This is a genomic window from Flavobacterium pectinovorum (genome assembly GCF_022802975.1).
Classification (GTDB): Bacteria; Bacteroidota; Bacteroidia; order Flavobacteriales; family Flavobacteriaceae; genus Flavobacterium; species Flavobacterium pectinovorum_B.
This window is the reverse complement of sequence record NZ_JAFEVZ010000006.1, coordinates 96,848-121,679: the sequence shown is the minus strand read 5'-3', so window position 1 is coordinate 121,679 and position 24,832 is coordinate 96,848. Positions and strand designations below refer to the sequence as shown.

At 34.4% G+C, this 24,832-nt stretch carries 17 protein-coding genes; 12 read left to right on the top strand and 5 right to left on the bottom strand.

Going from position 1 to position 24,832, the window contains the following annotated elements:
• Positions 1–37: 37 nt before the first annotated feature.
• The 4 genes from FLV_RS10560 to FLV_RS10545 all read right to left on the bottom strand — a co-directional run bounded on the left by FLV_RS10560 (position 38) and on the right by FLV_RS10545 (position 8,397).
• A complete protein-coding gene (locus FLV_RS10560) occupies positions 38–2,911 on the bottom strand; it encodes an alpha-amylase family glycosyl hydrolase (RefSeq protein ID WP_243233726.1) in 2,874 nt (957 codons plus the stop codon).
• 72 nt (positions 2,912–2,983) lie between these two features.
• Positions 2,984–3,748: a SusE domain-containing protein gene (locus tag FLV_RS10555; RefSeq protein WP_243233722.1), complete on the bottom strand. Its 765-nt coding sequence runs from the start codon at positions 3,746–3,748 to the stop codon at positions 2,984–2,986.
• A 22-nt stretch (positions 3,749–3,770) separates the two neighbouring features.
• Positions 3,771–5,378 carry a RagB/SusD family nutrient uptake outer membrane protein gene (locus FLV_RS10550; RefSeq protein ID WP_243233717.1) on the bottom strand — a complete coding sequence of 536 codons (1,608 nt, stop codon included), beginning with the start codon at positions 5,376–5,378 and terminating at the stop codon, positions 3,771–3,773.
• Between the two features lie 37 nt (positions 5,379–5,415).
• The gene (locus tag FLV_RS10545) at positions 5,416–8,397 is read right to left on the bottom strand and encodes a SusC/RagA family TonB-linked outer membrane protein (RefSeq protein ID WP_243233715.1); all 2,982 of its coding nucleotides are present in this window, start codon (positions 8,395–8,397) and stop codon (positions 5,416–5,418) included.
• A gap of 237 nt (positions 8,398–8,634) precedes the next feature.
• Between FLV_RS10545 and FLV_RS10540 the strand changes: the two genes are divergently transcribed.
• From FLV_RS10540 to FLV_RS10495, 10 genes are all read left to right on the top strand, one after another.
• Complete coding sequence (locus tag FLV_RS10540) at positions 8,635–9,672, top strand: LacI family DNA-binding transcriptional regulator (RefSeq protein WP_243233714.1); 1,038 nt, start codon at positions 8,635–8,637, stop codon at positions 9,670–9,672.
• Positions 9,673–10,163: 491 nt separating this feature from the next.
• Positions 10,164–11,717, top strand: coding sequence for an MFS transporter (locus tag FLV_RS10535; protein WP_243233712.1), 1,554 nt, complete (start codon positions 10,164–10,166; stop codon positions 11,715–11,717).
• Position 11,718: 1 nt separating this feature from the next.
• Positions 11,719–12,369: a beta-phosphoglucomutase gene (gene pgmB / locus FLV_RS10530; RefSeq protein WP_243233710.1), complete on the top strand. Its 651-nt coding sequence runs from the start codon at positions 11,719–11,721 to the stop codon at positions 12,367–12,369.
• Positions 12,370–12,592: 223 nt separating this feature from the next.
• Positions 12,593–14,899, top strand: a complete 2,307-nt coding sequence (locus FLV_RS10525; protein WP_243233703.1) for a glycoside hydrolase family 65 protein — start codon at positions 12,593–12,595, stop codon at positions 14,897–14,899.
• Positions 14,900–14,925: 26 nt separating this feature from the next.
• Positions 14,926–17,040 (top strand): glycoside hydrolase family 97 protein, encoded by a 2,115-nt coding sequence (locus tag FLV_RS10520; RefSeq protein ID WP_243233702.1) that lies wholly within the window; start codon positions 14,926–14,928, stop codon positions 17,038–17,040.
• A 107-nt stretch (positions 17,041–17,147) separates the two neighbouring features.
• On the top strand, positions 17,148–19,022 hold the full coding sequence (locus FLV_RS10515) for a glycoside hydrolase family 13 protein (RefSeq protein WP_243233701.1): 1,875 nt from the start codon (positions 17,148–17,150) through the stop codon (positions 19,020–19,022).
• A gap of 145 nt (positions 19,023–19,167) precedes the next feature.
• The gene (locus FLV_RS10510; protein ID WP_243233700.1) at positions 19,168–19,851 is read left to right on the top strand and encodes a glycerophosphodiester phosphodiesterase; all 684 of its coding nucleotides are present in this window, start codon (positions 19,168–19,170) and stop codon (positions 19,849–19,851) included.
• An 82-nt stretch (positions 19,852–19,933) separates the two neighbouring features.
• Positions 19,934–21,142 carry an NAD(P)/FAD-dependent oxidoreductase gene (locus tag FLV_RS10505; RefSeq protein ID WP_243233699.1) on the top strand — a complete coding sequence of 403 codons (1,209 nt, stop codon included), beginning with the start codon at positions 19,934–19,936 and terminating at the stop codon, positions 21,140–21,142.
• 6 nt (positions 21,143–21,148) lie between these two features.
• The gene (locus tag FLV_RS10500; RefSeq protein WP_243233697.1) at positions 21,149–21,796 is read left to right on the top strand and encodes an HAD family hydrolase; all 648 of its coding nucleotides are present in this window, start codon (positions 21,149–21,151) and stop codon (positions 21,794–21,796) included.
• A 123-nt stretch (positions 21,797–21,919) separates the two neighbouring features.
• Positions 21,920–22,660, top strand: a complete 741-nt coding sequence (locus FLV_RS10495) for a hypothetical protein (protein WP_243233695.1) — start codon at positions 21,920–21,922, stop codon at positions 22,658–22,660.
• Between the two features lie 57 nt (positions 22,661–22,717).
• Here the strand turns inward: FLV_RS10495 and FLV_RS10490 are convergent, their stop codons facing one another.
• Positions 22,718–23,194 (bottom strand): TspO/MBR family protein, encoded by a 477-nt coding sequence (locus FLV_RS10490; protein ID WP_243233694.1) that lies wholly within the window; start codon positions 23,192–23,194, stop codon positions 22,718–22,720.
• Between the two features lie 145 nt (positions 23,195–23,339).
• Between FLV_RS10490 and FLV_RS10485 the strand changes: the two genes are divergently transcribed.
• Together FLV_RS10485 and FLV_RS10480 are read left to right on the top strand one after the other, a co-directional pair.
• Positions 23,340–24,449, top strand: a complete 1,110-nt coding sequence (locus FLV_RS10485; protein WP_243233693.1) for a diphosphomevalonate/mevalonate 3,5-bisphosphate decarboxylase family protein — start codon at positions 23,340–23,342, stop codon at positions 24,447–24,449.
• A gap of 25 nt (positions 24,450–24,474) precedes the next feature.
• Positions 24,475–24,825 (top strand): four helix bundle protein, encoded by a 351-nt coding sequence (locus FLV_RS10480; protein ID WP_243233692.1) that lies wholly within the window; start codon positions 24,475–24,477, stop codon positions 24,823–24,825.
• The last annotated feature ends 7 nt before the right edge of the window (positions 24,826–24,832 follow it).

Below are 24,832 nucleotides of genomic sequence, written 5' to 3'. Positions count from 1 at the left end.
CAGCCTTTTGTCTTACTAACTAACTAATCTACCAATATTACTTTTTAATAAACTTTATTATTTGTACTTCATTATTATTATCAAGTGCTTTTACAATATATAAGCCCGGTTTTAAATCGTTTACATTATATTGAAAATCTAAATTTTCATTATTTGTAAAGCTCTTTGTCAGCTGACCTGTAATGGTATAAATTTCAATTTTTTTAGAAATAATATTTAATGTAAAATAATTTGAGACAGGATTTGGATACAAACTCACTGAATTCCCTTTTTCAAAATCTTCAATGGCTAAACTAGCCTGTTTATTTCCGTAAATTCTGAATTCACCTGCCGGAATACTTATTATAGCATTTACATCTGTAACATTTATTGTAGAATTATCCATCAAATTATACCACGTCCCCGGATATGAAAAACCGGTAGCAATATTTTGAGGCGTTACATTAAAATTGGCTATAATCAATACATCTTTGAGTTGAGTAGAATTTAAAGCTGTATTGGTAATTTTAATGTTTGGATACAAAGAACTCGTATTTGCCATTGTTGCAGTCCCTGAGAACACAGGCTCTTTTGTTTTTAAGGTAATCATTTTTGCCCAGTCATTGTAAATTTTACTTCTGTCTGAATTTGCCAGCCAATTTCCGGTCCACTGAGGCTGTGGTTTCGTATCTAATTTACAGTCTCCTGAAATAGTAGCCGAAGCATCATTTACAGTTCCGTTATTACATGTAAAAATAGAAGAATCCCAACCCAGATCTCCAAAGTGCCAGATCATTTTTGGTCCCGGAACTAATAATGAAACGGCACCAATAGCTGACATTCTTGATAAAGCAGTACTAACTGTTTTTACATTGTGTGTTGAATTTGTTGAATTTCCGTATTGAATATTTTTATACATCAGGCGTTCTTCGTCATGACTTTCTGCGTAACCTATTAATCGATTTGCAGAAAATCCGCGGCTTGAACTTGTCATTCTTGAGATATTACTTGTATATCCCATAGATAATTCATTATAAGCATTATTCAGATTACCCCACATCATGATTCCTTTGCTTGGAGATTCTGCAATTTTGTAATTTGCCCATTGCTGCTCTTCCAAATCAGTTCCTAAATGTTCGAAAATAGTATAATGTGTAGGATCCAGACTCCATGAATAATCTGCGTATGATTTTAAAACATCAACCCTATCCTGTTGATAAGCATTCGTACAGGTTTCATCTGAAGCCGTACAATTTTGCGTAAACCCTTTGGTTAAATCCCAACGTAAACCATCAATTTTATATTCTTCAACCCATTGTTTTACAACACGCTTCACATAATTTTGAGTTCTGATGGACTGATGATTAAAATCTTCACCAACATTATAACTGTGTCTTGCAGTAGTATTAAAATAAGGGTTTTCGTTAGTTGGTGATCCGAAACCGTCGCCGTCAGGATCGTTCATCCACATTCTTACCATCGGATTTCTTCCGAAAGCGTGATTTAGGGCTATATCCAGAATAACTGCGATTCCGTTTTGGTGACATAAATCGATTAATTCTTTCAACTTATCCGAAGTTCCGTAGAATTTATCCAGAGCCATATGGAAGGAAGTGTTGTAACCCCAGCTTTCATTTCCTTCAAACTCCATTACAGGCATTAATTCGATAGCGTTTATCTTTAAATTTTTAAAATAATCAATTCTGTCAATCAGGCTTTGATAATTTCTGTTGGCATCAAAATCGCGAACCAAAACTTCATACACTACCAATTTATCTTTTTCAGGCTTTGTAAAATTGGTTACTTGCCAGTTGTATGGTGTTTGTCCGGTTTTTAAAACAGTTACTTCAAATTGCTGTCCTGATGGATAAGCCGGCATGTTTGGATAATTTAGGATAGGAATCGAACCGTCATCATAAGGAGATAGGACCAAGGTAGAATAGGGATCTGCCACTTTAACCAATGAAGGCGAATTGGCCAATGGTGTAGTATCTCCTACCCAATATTGAAACGTATTATTCACTCCCGAAACCAGTCCTGATAATTCAAGCCAAAATTTCCCGGAAGTCGGGTCTTTTTTCATGGCATACGCCGATGAAGGCTGCCAGTTGTTAAAACTTCCGGCAACGTAAACAAAATCTTTTAAAGGTGCATCCAGAACTAAAGTCGCTTTTGTAGCATCGCCTGTGTTATAATTGATCCCATCAACTAGAACAGCAGGCATAGTTTCTGAAACTGTATTAGGATTAACAATAACCGAAAACTTTTTTGAAATTGTTGTTACTCCCTGTGTTACCAATAATTCATAACTCTGATTTGTAGTAATATTGGTGTGATTAAATGAGTAGCTGGATGTACTTGCATTGGTGTTAATCGTATTTCCATTAGATTTTAATACATAACTCGCAACACCATTGGTATTTGTAGCAGTAATGTTAAAATTAGCCCCTGATGCTACAATGGTCGAACTGTTTTCTAACGGCGCAGTAAGTGTAACCTGAAAAATACCTACTTCTACCAAAATATCCTGCGATTTTTTATCTCCGGTTCCGTCTTTTGTTTTTACCAAAAAACCAATTCTGCCAATTCCGGATGCATTGTAATAAGTGGCCGGAGTTATAGTTTTGGTGTACGTATCTGTCCCGGCGTCATAAGTAAACATACTGGCAGCGCTTGAAGCTGTCCATGAACCATTATTTGGTGTTCCTTTTGCGGTGGTGTCATTGATGTCAAAAGCCCATGCCCACATGTATAATTCGTGAGTTGCGGCAATACCCCACGTAGTCTCATTAATACTCTTTCCATTAATAGTAATGGTAATGGCGTTTGTTTCTTCAAAAGGATTAGGACTTATTGAAGAGGTTACGGTTTGCTGTTGTGCAAAAACTACGCCTGAAAGTAAAAAGAAAAGAAATAGTATAGTTTTTGTCATAAGGATTGTGGTTAGATAGTTTAATTAAAAAAAGGCTACCCGCAGATAGCCTTTTTCCTTAATCAAAAATTACTAATTTTTTGTAATGGTGTAATTTTTTGCAATGAAATCAACAACAATAGTGTAGTTTCCTGCTGTTGCAATTGGAATATTCGATCCGCCTGCATCTAAAGTTCCATCATTTCCATTATCTCCGTAATTTGTTGTCCATCCATCATCTAATCTAAATTTGATTTCACCAACAGCTAAGTTCATCGTGATTGAATATTTTTTAGTAGCTGTATTATAATCTAAATTCGCATCCGTTGCCCAGCCGTCACCACCTGTTGTTGCGGCTGTTGCACTACCAATTATACCCCAGTTGTCCCATGCTGGATAAGGAGTAACTTTGATTGTATAAGAATTAGATATTTGAGGAATTGATCCAACAGCTCCAACAGTGGATTTGATGCGAACATCAATCTGACCTTCAACAAAAGGTGCCAAACCAATATTTAAAGCAGCGGCATTTAATTCTCCAACAGTAAAATTTTTAAATTTATCTGTAGTTGTACTTGCAACAGTTGGTGATTCAAAGTTAGTTCCTGCTTTTGCTATTTCTATATTATAATTAACAACAGTTGCACTTCCTTCATATTGTGCATCATCCCAGACAAAGGTAGTAGCAAGACCAGCTGCGTTAGCCAGTTCAAGGACAATATTAAAATCTGATTTAGGGCTTAGTAATACCGGAGCAGTTGCTGATTCGACTACTGGTCTGCTTTCTACATCGTCGCCTGAACATGAAACAGCTAAAATGCTGATAAATGCAATTAAAATTTTATTTAGATTTTTCATTTTATTATTTTTTTAAGGTTAGTTAGTATCCTGTATTTTGTTTTAAAGTAGGGTTTGCCTGAATAGTTCGTGAAGGAATAGGCATTAAATCTCTGTATGAGTCTGTACCACTGCCATTTTTAACGCCGCCTTTCCATTGCCATATTTTAGATCCTCCTGTGAATTTGCCAAAACGAATCAAATCTGTTCTTCTGTGGCATTCCCAAAATAATTCTCTTCCTCTTTCGTCTAAAATAAAATTAAGGGTTAGATCTGAAGATGAAATAGTGCTTGTTCCCGCTCTTGTTCTAATTTTATTGATATAGCCAGTCGCAGTAGCTAAGTTTCCTGAAGCTGCTCCTCTTACAGTTGCTTCGGCATACATTAAATACACATCTGATAATCTGAACATTGGAAAATCGGTATCCGGAATATCTGTTTTTTGTGCGGCAGAACCATCAGAATTTACATTTGTATATTTTCTAACAGCATATCCGTTACTAAATACTCCATAGTTAGCAATATCTAAAGTTTGCCCGTCGGTAAAGAAAGTTCCTCTTTTATCAGCAGTTGCTGTTTCATCCGGAAATAATTTAACAAACTCTGGTCTTGTTCTGATACCTGACCAGCCTCCGTTCATTCCCTGATCGCCGGCATTCATTTTTCCTCCAATAGAAGCATGCAAAATAAAACTCATACCACCACCAGTAGCTCTGATTGCAACGCCATCTCCAATAATTGGAAAAATAACTTCGCTTTGAGCGCCATTCCTGTCATTATCAGCAGAAAATAAATAGCGATAAGGAACATCGGCAAAAGTATATCCAGAGCCTGTTATAATATCGTTACAGACTGTAGCAGCATCATTGTTTCTTTCAGTTCCTGTATAAACTTTTGAATTTAAATAAATCTGTGCCAATAAAAATTTCGCTGCAGTTTTATCAACTCTCCCATATTCATTTGCTTTTGAAGCAACCAGAGTGTTGTCGATATCTTTCAATTCGGACTCAATAAAGGCAAAAACTTCAGCTCTTGATTTTTGTACAGGATAGAATAGACCTACAGGATCTGCTTCTGTAGTAATAGGCACATTTCCAAATAAATCCATTAAATTATAATATGAAAATGCTCTTAAGAAACGGGCTTCAGCTTTAAAAGCGGCAATCTCGGCTTTCAAATTTGCGTCAACTCCTCTTTCTGCTAATTTTTCATCTGTAGTTTGTCTTAAGAATTCATTTGAAACACTAATCTGATAAAAAGCTCTTGAGAAAATTCCGTATAGAAATTGATTACTAGGGCTCCATGTCTGACCATTTAAAGCAGGCAGTCCATCGTCATTCCAGGCTACAATAGCCTCATCAGTCGGGAATTCCTGAGTTACAAATAGTAATCGTAAATAACTGCTAAAATCACCGCCAAGACCAAAAATATCTGGCGCTCCATCTCCATCATTACCTCCAACATACAAACCCGCATAAAGTTTTGCTAATACCTGTTTGTATGATTGAGGATCTTTAAAGAAAGTTTCAGAAAGGAATTCATCATCATCTGTAGGAGTCACATTCAAATCGTCGGTACACGAAGTAAGTGTCATATTTAATCCTAAAATCAATAGGAGAAAATAAGATATATATTTAAATGATATTTTCATTTTATTTGTTTTTAAAATTTTGTTTTTCAATGTACTATTAGAAATTTGCATTTACTCCAAACAAGAAAGTTCGGGCTCTTGGATAAACATTGTTGTCTATACCATTGAATTTCTCAGGATCCAAACCATTGTATTTTGTAAGAACAAAAACATTTTGAACTCCTGCTGTAAATCTTAATGAAGCAGCTTTTAGCAATGTTTTATCAAAAGTGTATCCAAAGACAATGTTGTCTAATTTGATGAATGAAGCATCTTTTACATAATAATTTGAATAGTTACGTTGTGTTCCATTTGAATTACTTTCCGTCGTAAATCCTGTGTTGTAGTAATCAGTAGTAATGTTAGATAAATCAGATTGTCTTCTTAATCCTGCTTCTACATATCCTTTGTCAGAACTTACGTTATCATAAATGTAGTTTCCTAAACTAGCTCTCCAGTTCATTGTGAAATCAAACTTTTTGTAATTTAAAGTAGAAAATAATCCGAATGTATAATCTGCAGCAGGTTTGTGAAATTTATAACGGTCAGCATCTGTAATAGCTCCGTCTCCATTTCTATCTGCATAAGCACCTTGTATCGGTTTTTTATTAGCATCATATAACTGCTCAAATACAAAAAACGAGTTTGGGGTAAATCCCTCAGAATTTATTAATACCTGATTCCCTGTACCTCCGGCAATTACATCACCAACGATATAACCTTGAAATCCCGGAACAGTAACACCTAAGTCATCGATCTTCTGATCAATATAAGTTGCATTCACGGCAAGATTCCAGTTTAAGTTGTCATTTTTAATAATATCAGATTGAAGATTAAACTCAATACCTCTTGTTCTTACACTACCAATATTATTGTATCCCTGATTTCTAATATTTGCTCCGTCAGGAACCGGAATTTCTGCCAAAAGATCACTTGATTTTTTGTCAAAATAGTTAACTGTTCCAGTTATTCTGTCGTTTAGGAATCCAAAATCTACTCCTACGTTCATCTCAGCCAAATCTTCCCATTTGATGGCCGGATTATATCCTTCCGGTTTTGCAGCTCTGTAAATTACTCCGTTAAAAATATATTGTGTGTTTGCAGTTCCTAAAGTTACTCTTCGTAAATAATCATACTGAGGCGGGATATCCTGCTGTCCTGTAGTTCCGTATCCAACTCTTAATTTTAAACTAGATAAAGTAGCATTATCTTTTAAAAATGTTTCTTCGGACACATTCCAGGCAAAAGCACCTCCGGCAAAATTACCCCATCTGTTCGCTTCAGAAAAACGTGAAGTACCATCTCTTCTATAATTTACAGTTAATAAATACTTACTGTCATATCCTAAATTCAAACGTCCAAAAAAGGATTGTAAATTAATATTCGGATCCGTAGTTACATCTGCTCTAAGGTCTGTTTCTGTTGTCTGACCAGAATCATACCCTTCTCTTTGAAACATTTGATAGTTGTATCCTGCAGTTGCATCAATTTTAAACTTTCCTAAATCTTTAGTATAATTAAAATAAGTATTTAAGTTTTTATTTTGACGGCTGTCTGTGTAATGTGTATAAGTCCCTAAATTTACCCAGTTTCCACTGTTAAATAAATTAGGCTGATACCCTACGGCACTTTCTGTACTCGCCTGATTGTAACCACTACTGTTAAATTTATCAATACCGGCTTCAGCTACTATTTTTAAATCTTCAAAGAAATGTAATTTATATTCTAATCTTACATTACCCCATTTTCTTGTAGATGTAGCTCTTCTTTCTTCCTGATTTAATCTGGCAACAGGGTTTCTTGCCGGTAGTAATGGTAAGTTTCCAGTTGGTTCTAACCATTCGAAATAGCCTCCATAACGAGAACCAGCCTGATAGACAGATTGTGTTGGATCAAAAGTAATGGCACTGCTGATTAATGGAGATTCGTCCTGAAACTGGTTTTTACCAAATGCGATATTACCACTAATATCAATTTTTAAATGATTATCAAATAAAACCGGATTTAATGATATCGATGTTGTAGTTCTCTCAAAAGAAGTGTTTCTTAAAATTCCCGCATTATCAACATTTCCAACAGATAAGCGAACAGGTAATTTATTAAATAAAGCACCACTTGCAGATATATTATTATTAGTAGTTAATGCTGTATGAAAAATTTCATCCTGCCAATTTGTATTAGCCGTCCCCAACAAAGCTTTTTGAGCAGTTGTTCCTTTTTCATTTACTAAGGCACGAAATTGGTCCGCACTTAAAACATCTACTGTATTGGCTACTGTATTGATACCAATCTGTGAGCTAAAGTTAACTTTTACACCACCTTTTGTTCCTTTTTTGGTTGTAATAACAATTACACCATTTGCTGCTCTTGATCCATAGATCGCAGCTGCAGAAGCATCTTTTAAAACAGTAAAAGACTCTATGTCATTTGGGTCAATTGTAGATAGAATACTTGTTGAACCATTTGGAACAGCATTACTCATAGGGAGTCCGTCTATTACTATTAAAGGCTCATTAGAAGCACTTAATGATGATCCTCCACGAATTCTGATATCTGCTTTTGCTCCCGGTGCACCTCCACCAACAACATTCACACCTGAAATACGACCACTAATCAAGCTTTCCGGAGTTACGTTAATTCCTTTGTTGAATTCTTTTGAAGAGATTTGAGATACAGAACCCGTTGCGTCTTTTTTCTTAACGGTACCGTAACCTACTTGCACTACTACTTCTTTAAGTTGGTTAGTGTCTTCTTCTAATGAAATATTCAGTGTTTTTTGTCCGTTGTAATCAACGGTTGTTGTTTTGTATCCAATGAAGGATACTGTAATTTTGTTTCCGTTTTTTACATTAGATAATTCAAAATTACCGTCAAAACCGGTCGATGTTCCGCCCTGAACACCTTGTACATTTACATTTACTCCCGGGATTGGCTGCCCTGTCGTTTTATCGACAACTGTACCTTTTAAGGTGCTTTGAGCAAGCATCGTAAACGGCAGCAGCAGGAATAAAAATAACAACTTTTTAGAAATTGTTTTCATACTTTTTGTTTAAATTAGTTTGAGTTAGTGATTGTTAGTTAAGCTTTTAATTTTACTTCGAATTTCAAAATTAGGAATTAATTAACATGCTCAACATCAGGCCTTTTTTATTGACTTACGAAAACGTGGTAGTGTTGAAAACTTTATATATTCTGCTGTTTTTTTAAGAATAAAATTATGATTTATAAAAATTAAGCATACCTTTATTGTCAATAACATTTTTTTCAAATTAGTATCATGAAGCGAAAAGTAACCCTAAAACAGATTGCAAAAGAACTAGACGTGTCTATTTCAACTGTCTCAAAATCATTAAGAAACAGTTCGGAAATTGGTGAAGAAACGCGATTAAAAGTCCAGGCTTTTGCAAAATTTTACAACTATAAACCCAATAACATAGCCCTTAGTTTAAAAAATCGAAAAACCAAAAGTATTGGTATTATCATTCCGGAAATTGTACATTATTTTTTCTCTACCGTAATTGACGGAATAGAACAGGTTGCTAATGAAAATGGGTATAGTGTAGTAATCTGTTTATCGGATGATTCTTTTGATAAAGAAGTTTTAAACATGGAAATGTTAGCAAATGGAAGTATTGACGGTTTTATCATGTCACTTTCTAAAGAAACACAATTTAAGGGTGATTTTCATCATATAACTGAAGTCATCAATCAAGGAATGCCTGTCGTAATGTTTGATCGCGTAACGAATGATATTTTATGTGATAAAGTAATTATTGACGATAAAGCTGCGGCATACGAAGCAGTTCAGAGTTTGATTGATAATGGAAGAAAAAAAATAGCTCTCGTAACAACTGTTGATTATGTAAGTGTTGGAAAACTGAGAACAGATGGCTATGAAAAAGCGTTATTAGATAACGGACTGCCGTTCAATGAAGATTTAATTATAAAAATAGAAGACGTAGATACCTGCGAAATTACGATTAGCCAGCTTTTGCACGATAGGGCTTTTGATGCAGTTTTTGCCGTAAATGAGCTTTTTGCAGTTACGATCATAAAAACTGCCCATAAAATGGGGCTTAAAGTTCCTCAGGATTTAGCAGTAATTGCTTTTACTGACGGAATTATCTCCAAATATTCAACACCAAGTATTACGACGGTAAGTCAAAGTGGAAAAAAAATGGGCAATAAAGCAGCTAAAATGCTTATTGAAAGACTCGAAGCAGAACATGAGGAAGCAGAGGAAGATGATGAAAATGAAAATTATACAACTGAGGTAATTGAAACGCATCTTATAGAAAGAGAATCTACAGACTAACCTTTATGTGTCAGATAAAAGACATACAACTGTTGAAATCTGAATTTTGTTTTTAACTATAATAATATTAATAAAAAGTCTTTGTAAAAAAGTATCTCAATTGCTTTCTGTTTTAACTGGAGTTTGTGTTGAGTGCAAAGATCAACGGCTTTATTCTGAAAAAACTAACAGTTTTTCAGAATAAAGCCGTTTTTTGTATAAAAGTATAATCCTGCAGCTTCAGCCGCAGACAACACAGTAACTCAATAATAATTAGACTTTGTTTTTTGCACTTTATTTCTTTTTATTTTTAGTGGCACTTTTTTCTTATTTAATTCATTACTACAACCTTGTAGTGAAAAATGTTTGTTCTTATTTGCTATTATCCAGTAAAAAACTGAAATATATTTATATATTTACAGCCCAGTTCAAAGCTTTTACTTTTACTTCGAAATAAATAGTAAGTTTTGATAAGCAAAGCGCTTATCGTATCATTTTTACAAATTGCGATAATGGAAAAGCGTAAATTAAGTTTCTGGGAAATTTGGAACATGAGTTTCGGATTCCTGGGGATACAGTTTGGTTTTGAGTTGCAAAACTCAAATATCAGCAGAATTTTTGAAACCCTTGGAGCTAATAAAGACGAAATCCCTATTTTGTGGATTGCCGCCCCATTAACGGGATTATTAGTTCAGCCCATAATTGGATATTTAAGCGACCGCACGTGGCATCCTTATTGGGGCAGACGAAGACCTTTCTTTTTTATTGGTGCACTATTGGCGAGTATAGCTTTGTTCATTATGCCAAATTCCCCAACCTTATGGATTGCAGGAGGAATGCTTTGGATATTGGATGCATCTATCAATATCTCAATGGAACCTTTCAGAGCTTTTGTAGGAGATAAACTTCCTCCCAAACAAAGAACCAGTGGTTTTGCCATGCAGAGTTTTTTTATAGGAGTTGGTTCTGTTATTGCAGCCATTCTTCCGTGGATTTTTACCAATTGGTTTCATTTTAGTAATACAGCAGGAGCAGGAGAAATTCCGGAATCTGTTAAATGGTCATTCTATTTAGGTGGGATCGCTTATTTCTTATCTGTGATGTATACTATTTTCACTACTAAGGAATTTCCCCCTGAAGATATTGAACAATTTAAAAAAGAAAAAAGAGAAACCACTTTTAAAGATGCTTTGGCTGAAACTTTTGGCGGGATTTTTAAAATGCCAAAAACAATGAAGCAGCTGGCCCTTGTTCAGTTTTTTACCTGGTTTGCTTTGTTTTCAATGTGGATTTATGCTACAAACGCTATTACTTCAACCCAATACAATATGAAAGTAGATGGTAGTTTAGTAACCAAAATGCATAATGCGGCACAATACAGGTTAGATAAACTTTCAACAGAAAATTTAAGTATTGTCGAAAAAAACAAACAAGAAAAAAACTTAAAATCTCTTGTGAAAGATTTTGAAGAAATTAGACAATTCCGGGTTTCTGAAAATCCTAAAGTTATTTCGGTTAACATTGCGAATTATTTTTCAGACGGTTTAAATACCGATACAAACAAAGAGGAGAAAAAAGAATTAAAAAGAGTTCAAAAAGAATATAATGACGGAGCAGACTGGCTGAATGTTTGTTCAGCTGTCAGAAATGGTACGGCAGCAGTTTTTGCATTTATCATTCCTCTTATTGCCTATAGAACGAACAGGAAAATTACGCACATGATTTGTCTTATCATAGGTGGAATCGGGCTTATATCTATCTACTTTATTACTAATCCAATATTTATAATTATCTCTATGGCAATGGTTGGAATTGCGTGGGCAAGTATTTTGTCTATGCCTTATGCAATGCTTTCGAATGCATTGCCAGCCAATAAAATGGGATATTACATGGGACTTTTTAATTTCTTTATCGTAATTCCACAAATTGTGGCTGCAGGAATCTTAGGATATTTTACGATCCATTTTTTTAATGCAAACACCATAAATACTATTGTTCTTGGAGGATGTGCTATGATTTTAGCAGGTTTATTAACACTGTTTGTAAAAGACGAAGAAAAAGAATAACATGAAAAAAGCATTTATTTTCGACCTTGACGGGGTTATTGTCGATACTGCCAAATATCACTTTTTAGCCTGGCAAAAAGTTGCCCAGGCATTAAACATAAATTTTACCCACGAGCACAATGAACTTTTAAAAGGGGTAAGCCGTGTTCGTTCTTTAGAGATCATTTTAGAATTAGGAAATGTTCAGGTTTCACAGGCCGATAAGGACAAAATGCTAATTCAGAAAAATGAAGATTATTTATCTTATTTAGTTGATATGGATGAAAGTGAGATTCTTCCGGGGGTTTTTAAAATCCTGCAATTATTAAAAGAAAAAAATCAGGGAATTGCATTGGGTTCAGCCAGTAAAAATGCAAGACCGATTCTGGAAAAAACCGGGATTCTGTCTTATTTCGATACGATTGTTGACGGTAACGATGTTACTAATGCAAAACCAGATCCCGAAGTTTTCTTAAAAGCAGCTCAATTACTTGATATCGATCCGAAAAAAGCAATAGTATTTGAAGATTCTGTTGCCGGAATCCAGGCAGCAAACATAGCAGAAATGCTGAGTATAGGAATTGGTGAGGGAACAATTTTATATGAAGCTGACTTTGTTTTTAAGGATTTTACCGAAATAAACCCTGTGTTTATTGATAAACTAATTGGTTAATACAGAATATGGCAATTTGTCAATTTGATAATTAGAAAATGACTTATTACCACCTTATAATAAACCAGTTACATAATTTTAAATAAATCATCTAATTAAAAAAATAAAACAGTACAAACGAGCAATAAAACGATAGAATCAAAATTAGAATAGCCAAATAAATAATTATTTAATAGGCACATTTTCTAATTATCTAATTGCCCAATGATCTAATTAACAAAAAATGAATCAGGATTATATAAAACCGGACAATTGGTCCATCATAGAAGAAGGATTTGATGCCGAAAGTGTCAAATCATCCGAAAGTCTTTTCAGCCTTGGTAACGGAGCTATGGGACAGCGTGCCAATTTTGAAGAAACGTACTCCGGCGAGACTTTTCAGGGAAGTTACATTGCCGGAATTTATTATCCGGACAAGACCAAAGTAGGCTGGTGGAAAAATGGTTATCCCAAGTATTTTGCCAAAGTATTAAATGCGCCTAACTGGATTGGAATCAACATAGAAATCAATGAAGAAAATCTTGATTTAAATACATGCAATGAGGTTCGAAATTTTCGCAGGGAACTAAATATGAAAGAAGGATGGTACAATCGTTCTTTTGAAGCGGTTTTAAAAAACGGAACTGAAATAGCCGTTAATGTCCGTCGTTTTCTTTCTTTGGATTTGGATGAAGCGGGAATTATCAAATATGACATTACTCCTTTAAATAAAGATGCCAAAATCGTATTCAAACCATATATTGATGCAGGTGTAACCAATGAGGATGCCAATTGGGATGAAAAATTCTGGAAACCATTAGAAGTAAAAAAATCAAACAGCGAGGCTTTTGTAACTGCAAAAACGTATAAAACGCATTTTAAAGTGACTACTTTTATGCATAATACGATTTTGGCGAATGGAGAAAACGTACATATATCGCCTTCTGCAATTGATTCTACAATAGATAAAGTAAAATTTACTTACGGAACAATTATAGCAAAAGGCCAAACTTCATCTATTCAGAAAATAGGAGGTTATACGGTTTCTTTAAATCACGAAAATACTTTGGCTGCAGCCGAAAAATGTATCAAAACTGCCGTTTCACTAGGATATGATACTTTACTGCAAAATCAAATCGATGCCTGGGCAAAAATCTGGGAAATGTCAGACATTACAATTGATGGCGATGTAAAAGCACAACAGGGAATCCGTTTCAACATTTTCCAGTTAAACCAAACATATTCAGGAAAAGACAGTCGATTAAATATAGGGCCAAAAGGATTTACCGGAGAAAAATATGGTGGTTCAACTTATTGGGATACTGAAGCCTATTGTATTCCGTTTTACATGGCTACAAAAGACCAGCAGGTGGCAAGAAATTTATTAACATATCGTTTCAATCAATTGGATAAAGCAATTGAGAATGCAAAAGATAATTTAGGTTTCAAAAACGGTGCAGCTTTGTACCCTATGGTAACTATGAATGGGGAAGAATGCCACAACGAATGGGAAATCACACATGAAGAAATTCATAGAAACGGAGCAATTGCTTTTGCTATTTTTAATTACTATCGTTACACAGGAGATTACTCTTATATTCCTGAAAAAGGATTGGAAGTTTTAATTGGAATTGCACGTTTTTGGTACCAAAGAGCTTCTTTTTCTAAAGAAAAAAAACAGTACGTTATTTTAGGAGTTACAGGTCCAAATGAGTACGAAAACAATATTAACAATAATTTCTACACCAATTATATTGCAAAATGGTGTATTGATTATACTGAAGAACAAATTAAAAAAGTAGCTTCAGAATATCCGGAAGATCATAAAAGAATATTAGAAGAAGTAAACCTTTCTGCTGCTGAAATTAAGGAATGGAAAAAAATTGCAGATGATATGTATTTCCCGAAATCGGAGGAATTAGGGATTTATTTGCAGCAGGATGGTTTCTTAGATAAAGAATTAGTTCCGGTAAAAGATTTAGATCGTTCACAGCGTCCAATCAATCAAAAATGGTCCTGGGATCGTGTGCTCCGTTCGCCTTATATCAAACAAGCTGACGTTTTGCAGTGTTTCTATTTCTTCGAAGATCATTTTTCAAGAGAAGAATTAAAACGAAATTTCGAATTTTATGAGTCATTTACCGTTCATGAAAGTTCACTTTCGCCTTGTGTACACTCAATTCAGGCTGCTGTTTTAGATAAAATGGATATGGCTTATACTTTTTATCTGAGAACTTCCCGTCTGGATTTGGATGATTATAACAAAGAAGTAGAAGAGGGCTGTCATATTACATCAATGGCGGGAACATGGATGAGTATCGTTGAAGGTTTTGGCGGAATGCGTGTTAAAAACGATCAGCTTCATTTTTCTCCAAAAATTCCAAAAGAATGGAAAGGATATTCTTTTAAAATTAATTTCAGACATCAAATTTTAAAAGTTACAGTAAGCCATACTGAAACAGCTTTTATGGTAGACAATGATCAGGACTTAACAATTATGGTAAATGGAAAACCCGTAATTGCAAAGAAACAACTTGCAAAAATTAATTAAATTACAATACTTTAAAAACTAAAAAAATGAAAAACTTATTTTTCGCAAGTTTAATCTTGTTTGCATTCAGCTCAATAGCTGATGCACAGCAATTAAAATCACCGGAAGGAAAGTTCGTAATGGAATTTTCGATTCAAAATGACGGAACTCCAATTTATAATTTAAAATATAAAAACAAGGAGGTAGTAAAAAGTAGTAAGCTAGGTCTTGAACTTAAAAATGACACAAAATCTTTACTTAATGATTTTACAGTTGTTGATGTTAAAACCAGCACTTTTGACGAAACATGGAAACCGGTTTGGGGAGAAGTTGACAACATCAGAAATCATTATAACGAATTGGCTGTAACTTTAAATCAAAAAAGTACTGACAGACAAATCATAATTCGTTTCCGTTTGTTCAATGACGGACTAGGGTTTAGATATGAATTTCCTGCTCAAAAGAACCTTACTTATTTTGTTATTAAAGAGGAGAGAACTCAATTTGCAATGGCGGGCGACCATACTGCTTTTTGGATTCCGGGAGATTATGATACTCAGGAATACGATTACACCAAATCGAAATTATCAGAAATCAGAGGTTTAGCTGAAAAAGCATATACGGCAAATGTTTCGCAGAAAAACTTTTCTCCAACAGGAGTTCAGACTTCTTTGATGTTAAAAACTGCCGACGGAATTTATATCAATCTACACGAAGCAGCTTTGATCAACTATTCGTGCATGCACCTGAATTTAGATGATAAAAACATGATTTTCGAATCCTGGTTAACACCGGATGCAAAAGGAGATAAAGGGTATATTCAGGCACCAAGCCACTCGCCATGGAGAACAATTATGGTAAGTGATGATGCGAGGGAAATCCTGGCTTCAAAAATGACTTTAAATTTAAATGATCCGTCAAAAATTGATGATACCTCATGGATTAAACCTGTAAAATATGTTGGTGTCTGGTGGGAAATGATTACAGGGAAAAGTTCTTGGTCTTATACAAATGATTTCCCAACGGTTCAATTAGGTGTTTCAGATTTTTCAAAAGCAAAACCAAACGGAACACACGGTGCAAATAATGCTAATGTCAAAAAATACATTGACTTTGCTGCACAACACGGTTTTGATGCTGTTTTGGTCGAAGGCTGGAACGAAGGCTGGGAAGACTGGTTTGGACATTCTAAAGATTATGTTTTTGATTTCCTGACTCCTTATCCAGATTTTGATGTAAAGGGACTACACGAATATGCAAAATCTAAAGGGGTAAAAATCATTATGCACCATGAAACTTCCGGATCTGTTCGCAACTATGAACGTCACATGGATGCTGCTTATAAATTTATGAATGATAATGGATACAATGCTGTAAAAAGCGGTTATGTAGGAGATATTTTGCCTCGAGGTGAAAATCATTACAGTCAATGGATTGTCAACCACTACCAATATGCAGTCGAAAAAGCAGCTGAGTATAAAATTATGGTCAACGCTCACGAAGCAATACGTCCAACAGGAATCTGCAGAACATATCCTAACTTAATTGGAAACGAAGCGGCAAGAGGAACAGAATATCAGGCTTTTGGAGGTTCAAAACCAAATCACGTTACTGTTTTACCATTTACACGTTTAATCGGCGGTCCAATGGATTACACGCCAGGAATTTTCGAAATGGATATTAGTAAAATGAATCCGGGTAATACATCTCATGTAAACAGCACATTAGCTAATCAATTGGCATTGTATGTAACGATGTACAGCCCATTACAAATGGCGGCTGATACACCAGAGAACTACAACCGTTTTCCGGATGCTTTCCAGTTCATTAAAGATGTGGCTGTAGATTGGTCAGAAAGTAGATATATCGAGGCTGAACCTGGAGATTTTGTTACTGTTGCCCGTAAAGCAAAAGGGACAAACAATTGGTTTGTTGGAAACGTAAATGGAGAGACCTCACGTACTTCAAACATCGATTTCAGCTTCCTTGAAAAAGGTAAAAAATACACTGCAACCATTTATGCTGATGCAAAAGATGCGCACTACAAAACAAACCCGCAGGCTTACACAATCAAAAAAATTGCTGTAACCAATAAATCAAAATTATCACAGTTATCTGCTCCGGGTGGAGGCTATGCAATCAGTATTATTGAAACAAAATAATTTTAATTAACCATATAATAAATGTAAGTTCATTTAATTTAAAATTCCCCCCAAGTTTTTTTTTAAATGTTCTTACATTTTTTATATGGACTAAATTGTACTTTACTATGAACAATTCAAAAACAATGTTCAAAACAAACCTTTCGTTCTATAAGCTAATTTTAATGATTTTGTTGGTTTCTGTTTCTGCAAAAGCGCAAATTCAAAAAGTAGAACCGCCATTTTGGTACGCCGGAATGAAAAATTCGGAGCTGCAGATTATGTTCTACGGAAAAAACATTGCTCAATACGAAACTTCGGTTTCAAATAATGTGACGATTAAAAATGTAGAAAAAACAGAAAATCCGAATTATCTTTTTATAACAATTGATACAAAAAACCTAAAAGCTTCAGAAATTTTGTTTTCATTTAAAACTAAAAATAAAGTCGCTTTCACACAAAAATATTCACTTAAAGAAAGAAGAGCCAATTCTGCTGACCGAAAAAGTTATGACTCGTCAGATCTGATTTATTTGATTATGCCAGATCGTTTTGCCAACGGAAATTCAAAAAATGACAGTAATGCTTCTCTAACTGAAAAAGGAAATCGCGCTTTACCGGGCGGACGTCACGGTGGAGATATCGAAGGAATCATCAAAAATTTGGATTATATTTCTTCTCTTGGGGCAACCACTATTTGGAGTACACCTTTATGCGAAGATAATGACAAGGAATATTCATACCATACTTACGCACAGTCTGACGTTTACAAGATAGATCCTCGTTACGGGACTAATGATGATTACGCTCGTTTGTCTGCAGAAATGCATAAAAAAGATATGAAACTGGTGATGGATTATGTTACCAATCATTGGGGGATTACCCATTGGATGATGAAAGATATCCCGACCAAAACCTGGTTTAATCAATTTGAAAGTTTTACACAAACTCACCACAGACGTGAAGTAATTCCGGATACGCACGCTTCAAAAATAGATCAGGAAATTTGTATTGATGGCTGGTTCGTACCTTCGATGCCGGATTTGAATTTAAGAAATTCGTTAGTAGCAAAATACCTGACTCAAAACGCAATCTGGTGGATTGAATTTGCTGATCTTGATGGGTTTAGAGTAGATACTTATAATTATTCTGATGCAGATGCTATGGCCAACTGGGCAAAATCGGTTACGAATGAATATCCAAATTTTAATATTGTTGGCGAAATATGGATGCACAATCAGGCGAGTTTAGCCTATTGGCAGAAAGACAGTAAAGTAGGTGAAATTAAAAATTATAATTCGAATTTACCAAGTGTAATGGATTTTACTTTGCAGGATCAGATTGGTTCTGTTTTTAATGAAGACGCACCTAATTGGGATGGTGGTCTGATTAAATTTTACAACAATTTTGCGATGGATTATTTATACCCAAATACTAATAATCTTTTGGTTTTTGCTGAAAATCATGACACTAATCGAATCAATGATGTTTACAAATACGATTTTGCAAAATATAAACTGGTTATGACTTTGATGGCAACTGTTCGTGGAATTCCACAAGTATATTATGGTTCAGAAATTGGAATGGGCGGCGATAAAAGCAAAGGTGATGCTGATATTCGTCAGGATTTTCCGGGAGGATGGATCGGAGATAAAAACAATGCTTTTACTCCAGAAGGAAGAACCGCTGAACAGACAAAATATTTTGATTTTACATCCAAATTATTCAATTGGAGAAAAACGAATGAAGCTGTACACTTCGGTAAAATGACACATTACATTCCGGAAAACAACACCTATGTATATTTCAGATACACGGATGCCAAAACGGTAATGGTGGTTTTCAATAATAATGCAAAAGAGCAACTTATAAAAACCAATCGTTTTAAAGAAAACATCAAAAACTATACATCAGGAAAAGATGTTATTACTGGCAAAACATTCGATTTAACTTCTGAAATTACTTTAGAACCAAAATCAGCTTTGGTTTTAGAACTGGAGTAGCATTTAACCGCAAAGTTTACAGATATTTTTTTTAGCCACGAATTCACGAATTATTTTTGACAATCTTTGAAAATAAAATTCGTGAATTCGTGGCTATTATTTTTCCTCTGCAACTTTGTACCTTTGCAGCTCTGAACCTATAAAAATGAATATTCTAAAAATAGCTCACAGAGGTGCAAAAGCATACGAACCCGAAAATACACTTCAGGCTTTCCAAAAAGCTTTAGATTTAAATTCAGACGGAATAGAACTCGACGTTCATCTAAGCGCTGACGGACATATAATCGTAATGCATGACGAAACCATCGATAAAATGACCAACGGAAAAGGAGATATTAACACTTACACTTTATCCGAATTAAAGTCTTTTTTAATCGCTGGTAAACATCAAATCCCGACTCTAAACGAAGTTTTTGATTTAGTAGATAAAAAATGTTTCATAAACGTAGAGTTAAAAAACGCTGATACGTCAAAGAATGTCGTTTCTTTAATCGAAGAATATATTACCGAAAAAGACTGGAACTATGACCACTTTATCATTTCGAGTTTTGACTGGAATGCTTTAAAAGAAGTTAATAATCTAAACCCAAATATCCCGATTGGTGTTTTAACAGAGGAGGATCTTGATGCAGCTTTGGCTTTCGCCGAATCGATAAAAGCAAAAGCCATTCATCCTGATTTTCAGTTGTTGAATAAGGAAAATACCGGAGAAATTCAGGAAAAGGGATTTCTGGTTTTCCCCTGGACAGTAAATTCGGAAGAAGAGATTCAAAAAGTAAAAAGTTATCAAGTAAACGGAATTATCTCTGATAATCCAGATAAAATATAAAAAATAGCCACGAATTCACGAATTTATTTTTTTGACAATCTTAGAGAATAAAAATTCGTGAATTCGTGGCGAACAAAAAAATATGATCAAAAATTTCGACATCATCATCGTTGGAGGAGGCGCTGCCGGTTTTTTTACTGCAATTAATATTGCCGAGAAAAATCCGAAACTGAAAATTGCCATTTTAGAAAGAGGAAAAGAAGTCCTTTCTAAAGTCCGTGTTTCCGGAGGAGGAAGATGCAACGTAACACACGCTTGTTTTGAGCCTAACGAATTGGTTAAATTTTATCCAAGAGGCGAAAAAGAACTTCGCGGTCCATTTCATCAATTCTGTTCTGGAGATACGATTGAATGGTTTGAGAAACATGGTGTAGAATTAAAAATCGAAGAAGACGGAAGAATGTTTCCGGTTTCTAATTCATCACAAACTATTATCGATTGTTTTTTAAAAGCAACAGAGAAATTAGGCATCAAAGTATTGACAGGTCAAAGCGTTCAATCAATTTTCAAAAAAGAAAATCATTGGAAAATTGATACGCAATCGGATAATTTTGTAACAGAAAAATTAGTGATGGCAACTGGAAGCAACCCAAAAATATGGGAAATGCTTCAGAAACACGGGCATGCTGTTGTAAGTCCGGTTCCGTCTTTATTTACTTTCAACATCAAAGATTCCAGAATTAAGGAATTGCCTGGTGTTGCTGCACAGGTTACTGTAAATGTAAAACATACCAAATTAGAATCTACAGGCCCTTTGTTAATCACACATTGGGGAATGAGCGGGCCGGCAATCCTGAAACTTTCTGCCTGGGGAGCACGCATTTTACACGATAAAAATTATCAGTTTACCATTTTCGTCAATTGGTTAAATGATATCGATTACGAAGATACCGAAAAAATTCTGAAAGATTTAAAGCAGGAACACGCTAAAAAAGCAGTTTCTAAAAAATCACCTTTCGACTTTCCGAATCGTTTATGGGAAAGTTTGGTTCTGGCTTCGGGAATTGACGTTGAAACCAAATGGGCAGATTTATCTAAAAACCAATTACAGAGCCTGACTTCACAATTAACCAAATCCGAATTTAAAGTAAACGGAAAAAGTACTTTTAAGGAAGAATTTGTAACGGCTGGCGGAATCGATTTAAAAGAAATCAACTTTAAAACCATGCAAAGCAAAATTCATGAAAACCTTTATTTTGCAGGAGAAATTGTGAATATTGATGCGATTACCGGAGGATTTAATTTTCAGAATGCCTGGACGAGTGGGTTTGTTCTGGCTCAAAATATTTAATACAACATGAAATTTAAAGGAATTATTTTTGATTTAGACGGCACATTAGTCAATTCATTAGAAGACATTTCAGATGCTATGAATTCAGTACTTATAAGCCTGAATTATCCAACTCATACTTACGATACTTATCAATATTTTATCGGCAGCGGTTTACGAAATTTAGTAAGCAAAGCATTGCCTGCAACAAACAATTCAGATGATCAGATCGAAATTTGTTTTGCAAGTATGGTTAATGAATATCGTAAAATCTGCACACTGAAAACAAAACCTTATGATGGTATTGTCGAATTGTTAGAAAATTTGGCTTCGCAAAACATCAAAATGGCGGTTTTCTCCAATAAAGCCGATGAGCTGACTAAGAAAATAGCATCAGAAATATTCCCGAATCACTTTGATGCAGCGGTTGGTTTGAGTACAGAAGCCCTTAAAAAACCAAATCCGTATGAGGCTGTCGAAATCAGTAAAAAATGGAATTTAAAACCTGAAGAAATCCTTTTTGTCGGCGATTCTGATATCGATATGCAGACCGCAGTAAACGCAAATATGTTTCCTGTTGGCGTTTCTTGGGGGTACAGAACTCAGGAAGAATTGAAAAACAGCGGTGCAAAATTGGTTATAAATTCGGCTTCAGAATTGATTGATATTTTATAAACATTTGATTTGATATTTACTCTATTTAAATATCTTAATGTAAGTCTTAACAAGATTTTACATATTTAACAAGTTTTCGTTAAGACTATTCTAATAATTTTACTCTCAGCTAAATAATTCTGTATGAGAGTAAAATTACTTACTACAATTTCGTTTTTTACCTATCAGTTAAGCATTTCTCAAACTGAAAAACTGTTACATGGAAAAGTTGTTTCTGAGAATTTGGAACTAAAAGATGTCGAGGTCATCAACAAAACGGACAAAACAAGTACCACAACTAATGATTTGGGAGAATTCTCAATTTTGGCTAATGTAAAAGACAGTCTGTTGTTTTTTTCTAAAAAATATTATTTTACAAGATTTAAACTCACTCAGAATGATTTTGATAATAATCTTGTTGTCAATATGGTGGCGAGACCGGAAGAATTGCAAGAAGTTGTCGTTTTGAATAAAAAATTCGTTAGTTGGCTGTCAAAGGAAGAAATAGAACAAATTAAATTAAACTCTCACAAATCAAAAGTAGGTCTTCCAATTGCAGGTTATAAAGAAGCAATTATGCCCAACGGAACAGATTTTATTTACCTTGGAAAACAAATTCGGAATTTATTCAAAAAGGAAGAAACTCCTAAAAAGGAAACTCCCAAAATTGATTTTAACCAACTTATTAAAAGTACTTTAAACCCTGATTTTTTGACAAAAGAGCTGAAACTGAAGCCCGAAGAAACAGCGCTTTTTATAGAATTCTGCGAAGCTGATCCAAAATCTAAAATCCTTTTAGAAAACCCAAATATTCTGGCTACGATGGATTTTTTGTATGCTAAAAATGAAGATTTTAAGAAGTTGAGAACAGAGTTTAAAAATTAAGATTCATCAGTTAACCAGAAAACTTGAAACAGAAAAAAACAAACCTGAAACTTTAAACTATTTATTCAGCCACCAAATAGCAGTATTTAAAATTGCTGCAAATCCAACCCAGGCCAAATAAGGGATTAATAAATAACCAGCAGTTTTATTTATTTTAGTGAATTTTAGATAAGTTTCATAAATCAACAACCATAAAAGCGCAATTTCGATTAAGGCGAGCATCGGGTTTTTTAGTCCGAAGAATAAATACGACCAAACCGCATTTAATGTCAGCTGAATTATAAAGAATCCTAAAGCCTTTTTTACTTCTTCTTTTTGCTCTTTTATTTTATCCCAGACTAATCCGGCAGCAACGGCCATTAGAATATAAAGCAATGTCCAGACCGGCATGAAAATCCAGTTGGGCGGATTAAAAAATGGCTTTTCAATTGTAGGATACCATTCTGCTACGCTGGGTCTTGTTATTATACTTGCAGAATAGCCTACTGCTAAACAAACTACTAATGCTATTGCTATTTTTACGAACTTATTCATGATAATAAAATTTTGAATCAAAAATAGTCAAAAAGAAAAATTTCAAACCATATAATTCATATAAGTTCATTTTAGTAAAAGCTGCTTATATTTCTTATATAACTTATATGGTGAAAAAGTTATCTTTGTCAAAATTTTATAATTCATGTTTACAGCAGCTGATTTTATTCCTAAAACATATTCTTCAACAATTGAAAGCGGGACCTTTGAATGGAGCGCTCCAAGCAACATAGCATTGGTAAAATACTGGGGAAAAAAAGACAACCAAATTCCGGCGAATCCATCGGTAAGTTTTACGCTTAAAAATTGCAAAACAATTACCAAATTAAGTTTTGAGATAAAAGATGCTTCGACTCCGCTCAGCATGACTGATAGTTTTTCCTTCGATTTATTATTTGAAGGAAAACCAAAAGAAGAGTTTAAGCCAAAAATCAGAAAGTTTTTAGAGCGAATTGAAGCATATCTACCGTTTTTGAAAGACTATCATTTCACGATTGATACTCATAATACCTTTCCGCACAGTTCGGGAATTGCCTCTTCTGCATCCGGAATGGCAGCTCTGGCAATGAATTTTATGAGTTTAGAAAAAAAACTAAACCCGGAAATGACAGACGAATATTTTTATCAAAAAGCATCCTTTTTAGCCCGTTTAGGTTCTGGGAGTGCGTGCCGAAGCGTAAAAGGAAATGTTGTGGTTTGGGGCTCTCAGGAGAATATTGAAGGAAGTTCGGATTTGTTTGGAGTTGAATTTCCGCACACAATTCACGAAAATTTCCATAATTATCAGGATACTATTTTATTGGTTGACAAAGGAGAAAAGCAGGTTTCGAGTACGGTTGGACACGATTTAATGCACAATCATCCATTTGCTGAAACACGATTTGCCCATGCACACAAAAACCTGGATAAATTAATCGTCATTTTTGAAAGTGGAAATGTAGAAGAATTTATTAAAGTTGTTGAAAGCGAAGCTTTGACTTTGCACGCCATGATGATGACTTCGATGCCCTATTTTATTTTGATGAAACCAAATACATTACAAATTATTAATGCAATCTGGAAATTCAGGGCCGAAACAAAAACTCCGGTTTGTTTTACACTTGATGCGGGTGCTAATGTGCATGTTTTGTATCCTGGAAATGTTAGTAAAAAAGTATTACAATTTATTAAGAACGAATTAGTTGGCTTTTGTCAAAATGGTCAGTACATTTGCGACGAAATTGGCGCTGGAAGTCAATTAATAATTGATAATTGATAATTGTCAATTAATCACTAACTTTATGGAGAAGAAAAACATTATTAAAGAAAAATCTTTTGCTTTTGCAATTGACATTGTTAATCTTTATAAAGTTTTAAGTGAGAAAAAAGAGTTCATATTATCCAGACAAGTTTTGCGATCCGGAACCTCGATTGGTGCCAATGTAAGAGAATCTGAACATGCCCAAAGTAAAGCTGATTTTATCCATAAATTATCTATTTCATTAAAAGAAGCAAACGAAACAGAATATTGGTTAGATTTGTTGTATGAAACAAAATATCTTTCGGATGTAGAGTTTCAAAATATAAAACCAAAAATAATAGAGTTATTACGATTGCTGACAAGCATCATAAAAACTTCTAAAAACATATAATTAATTT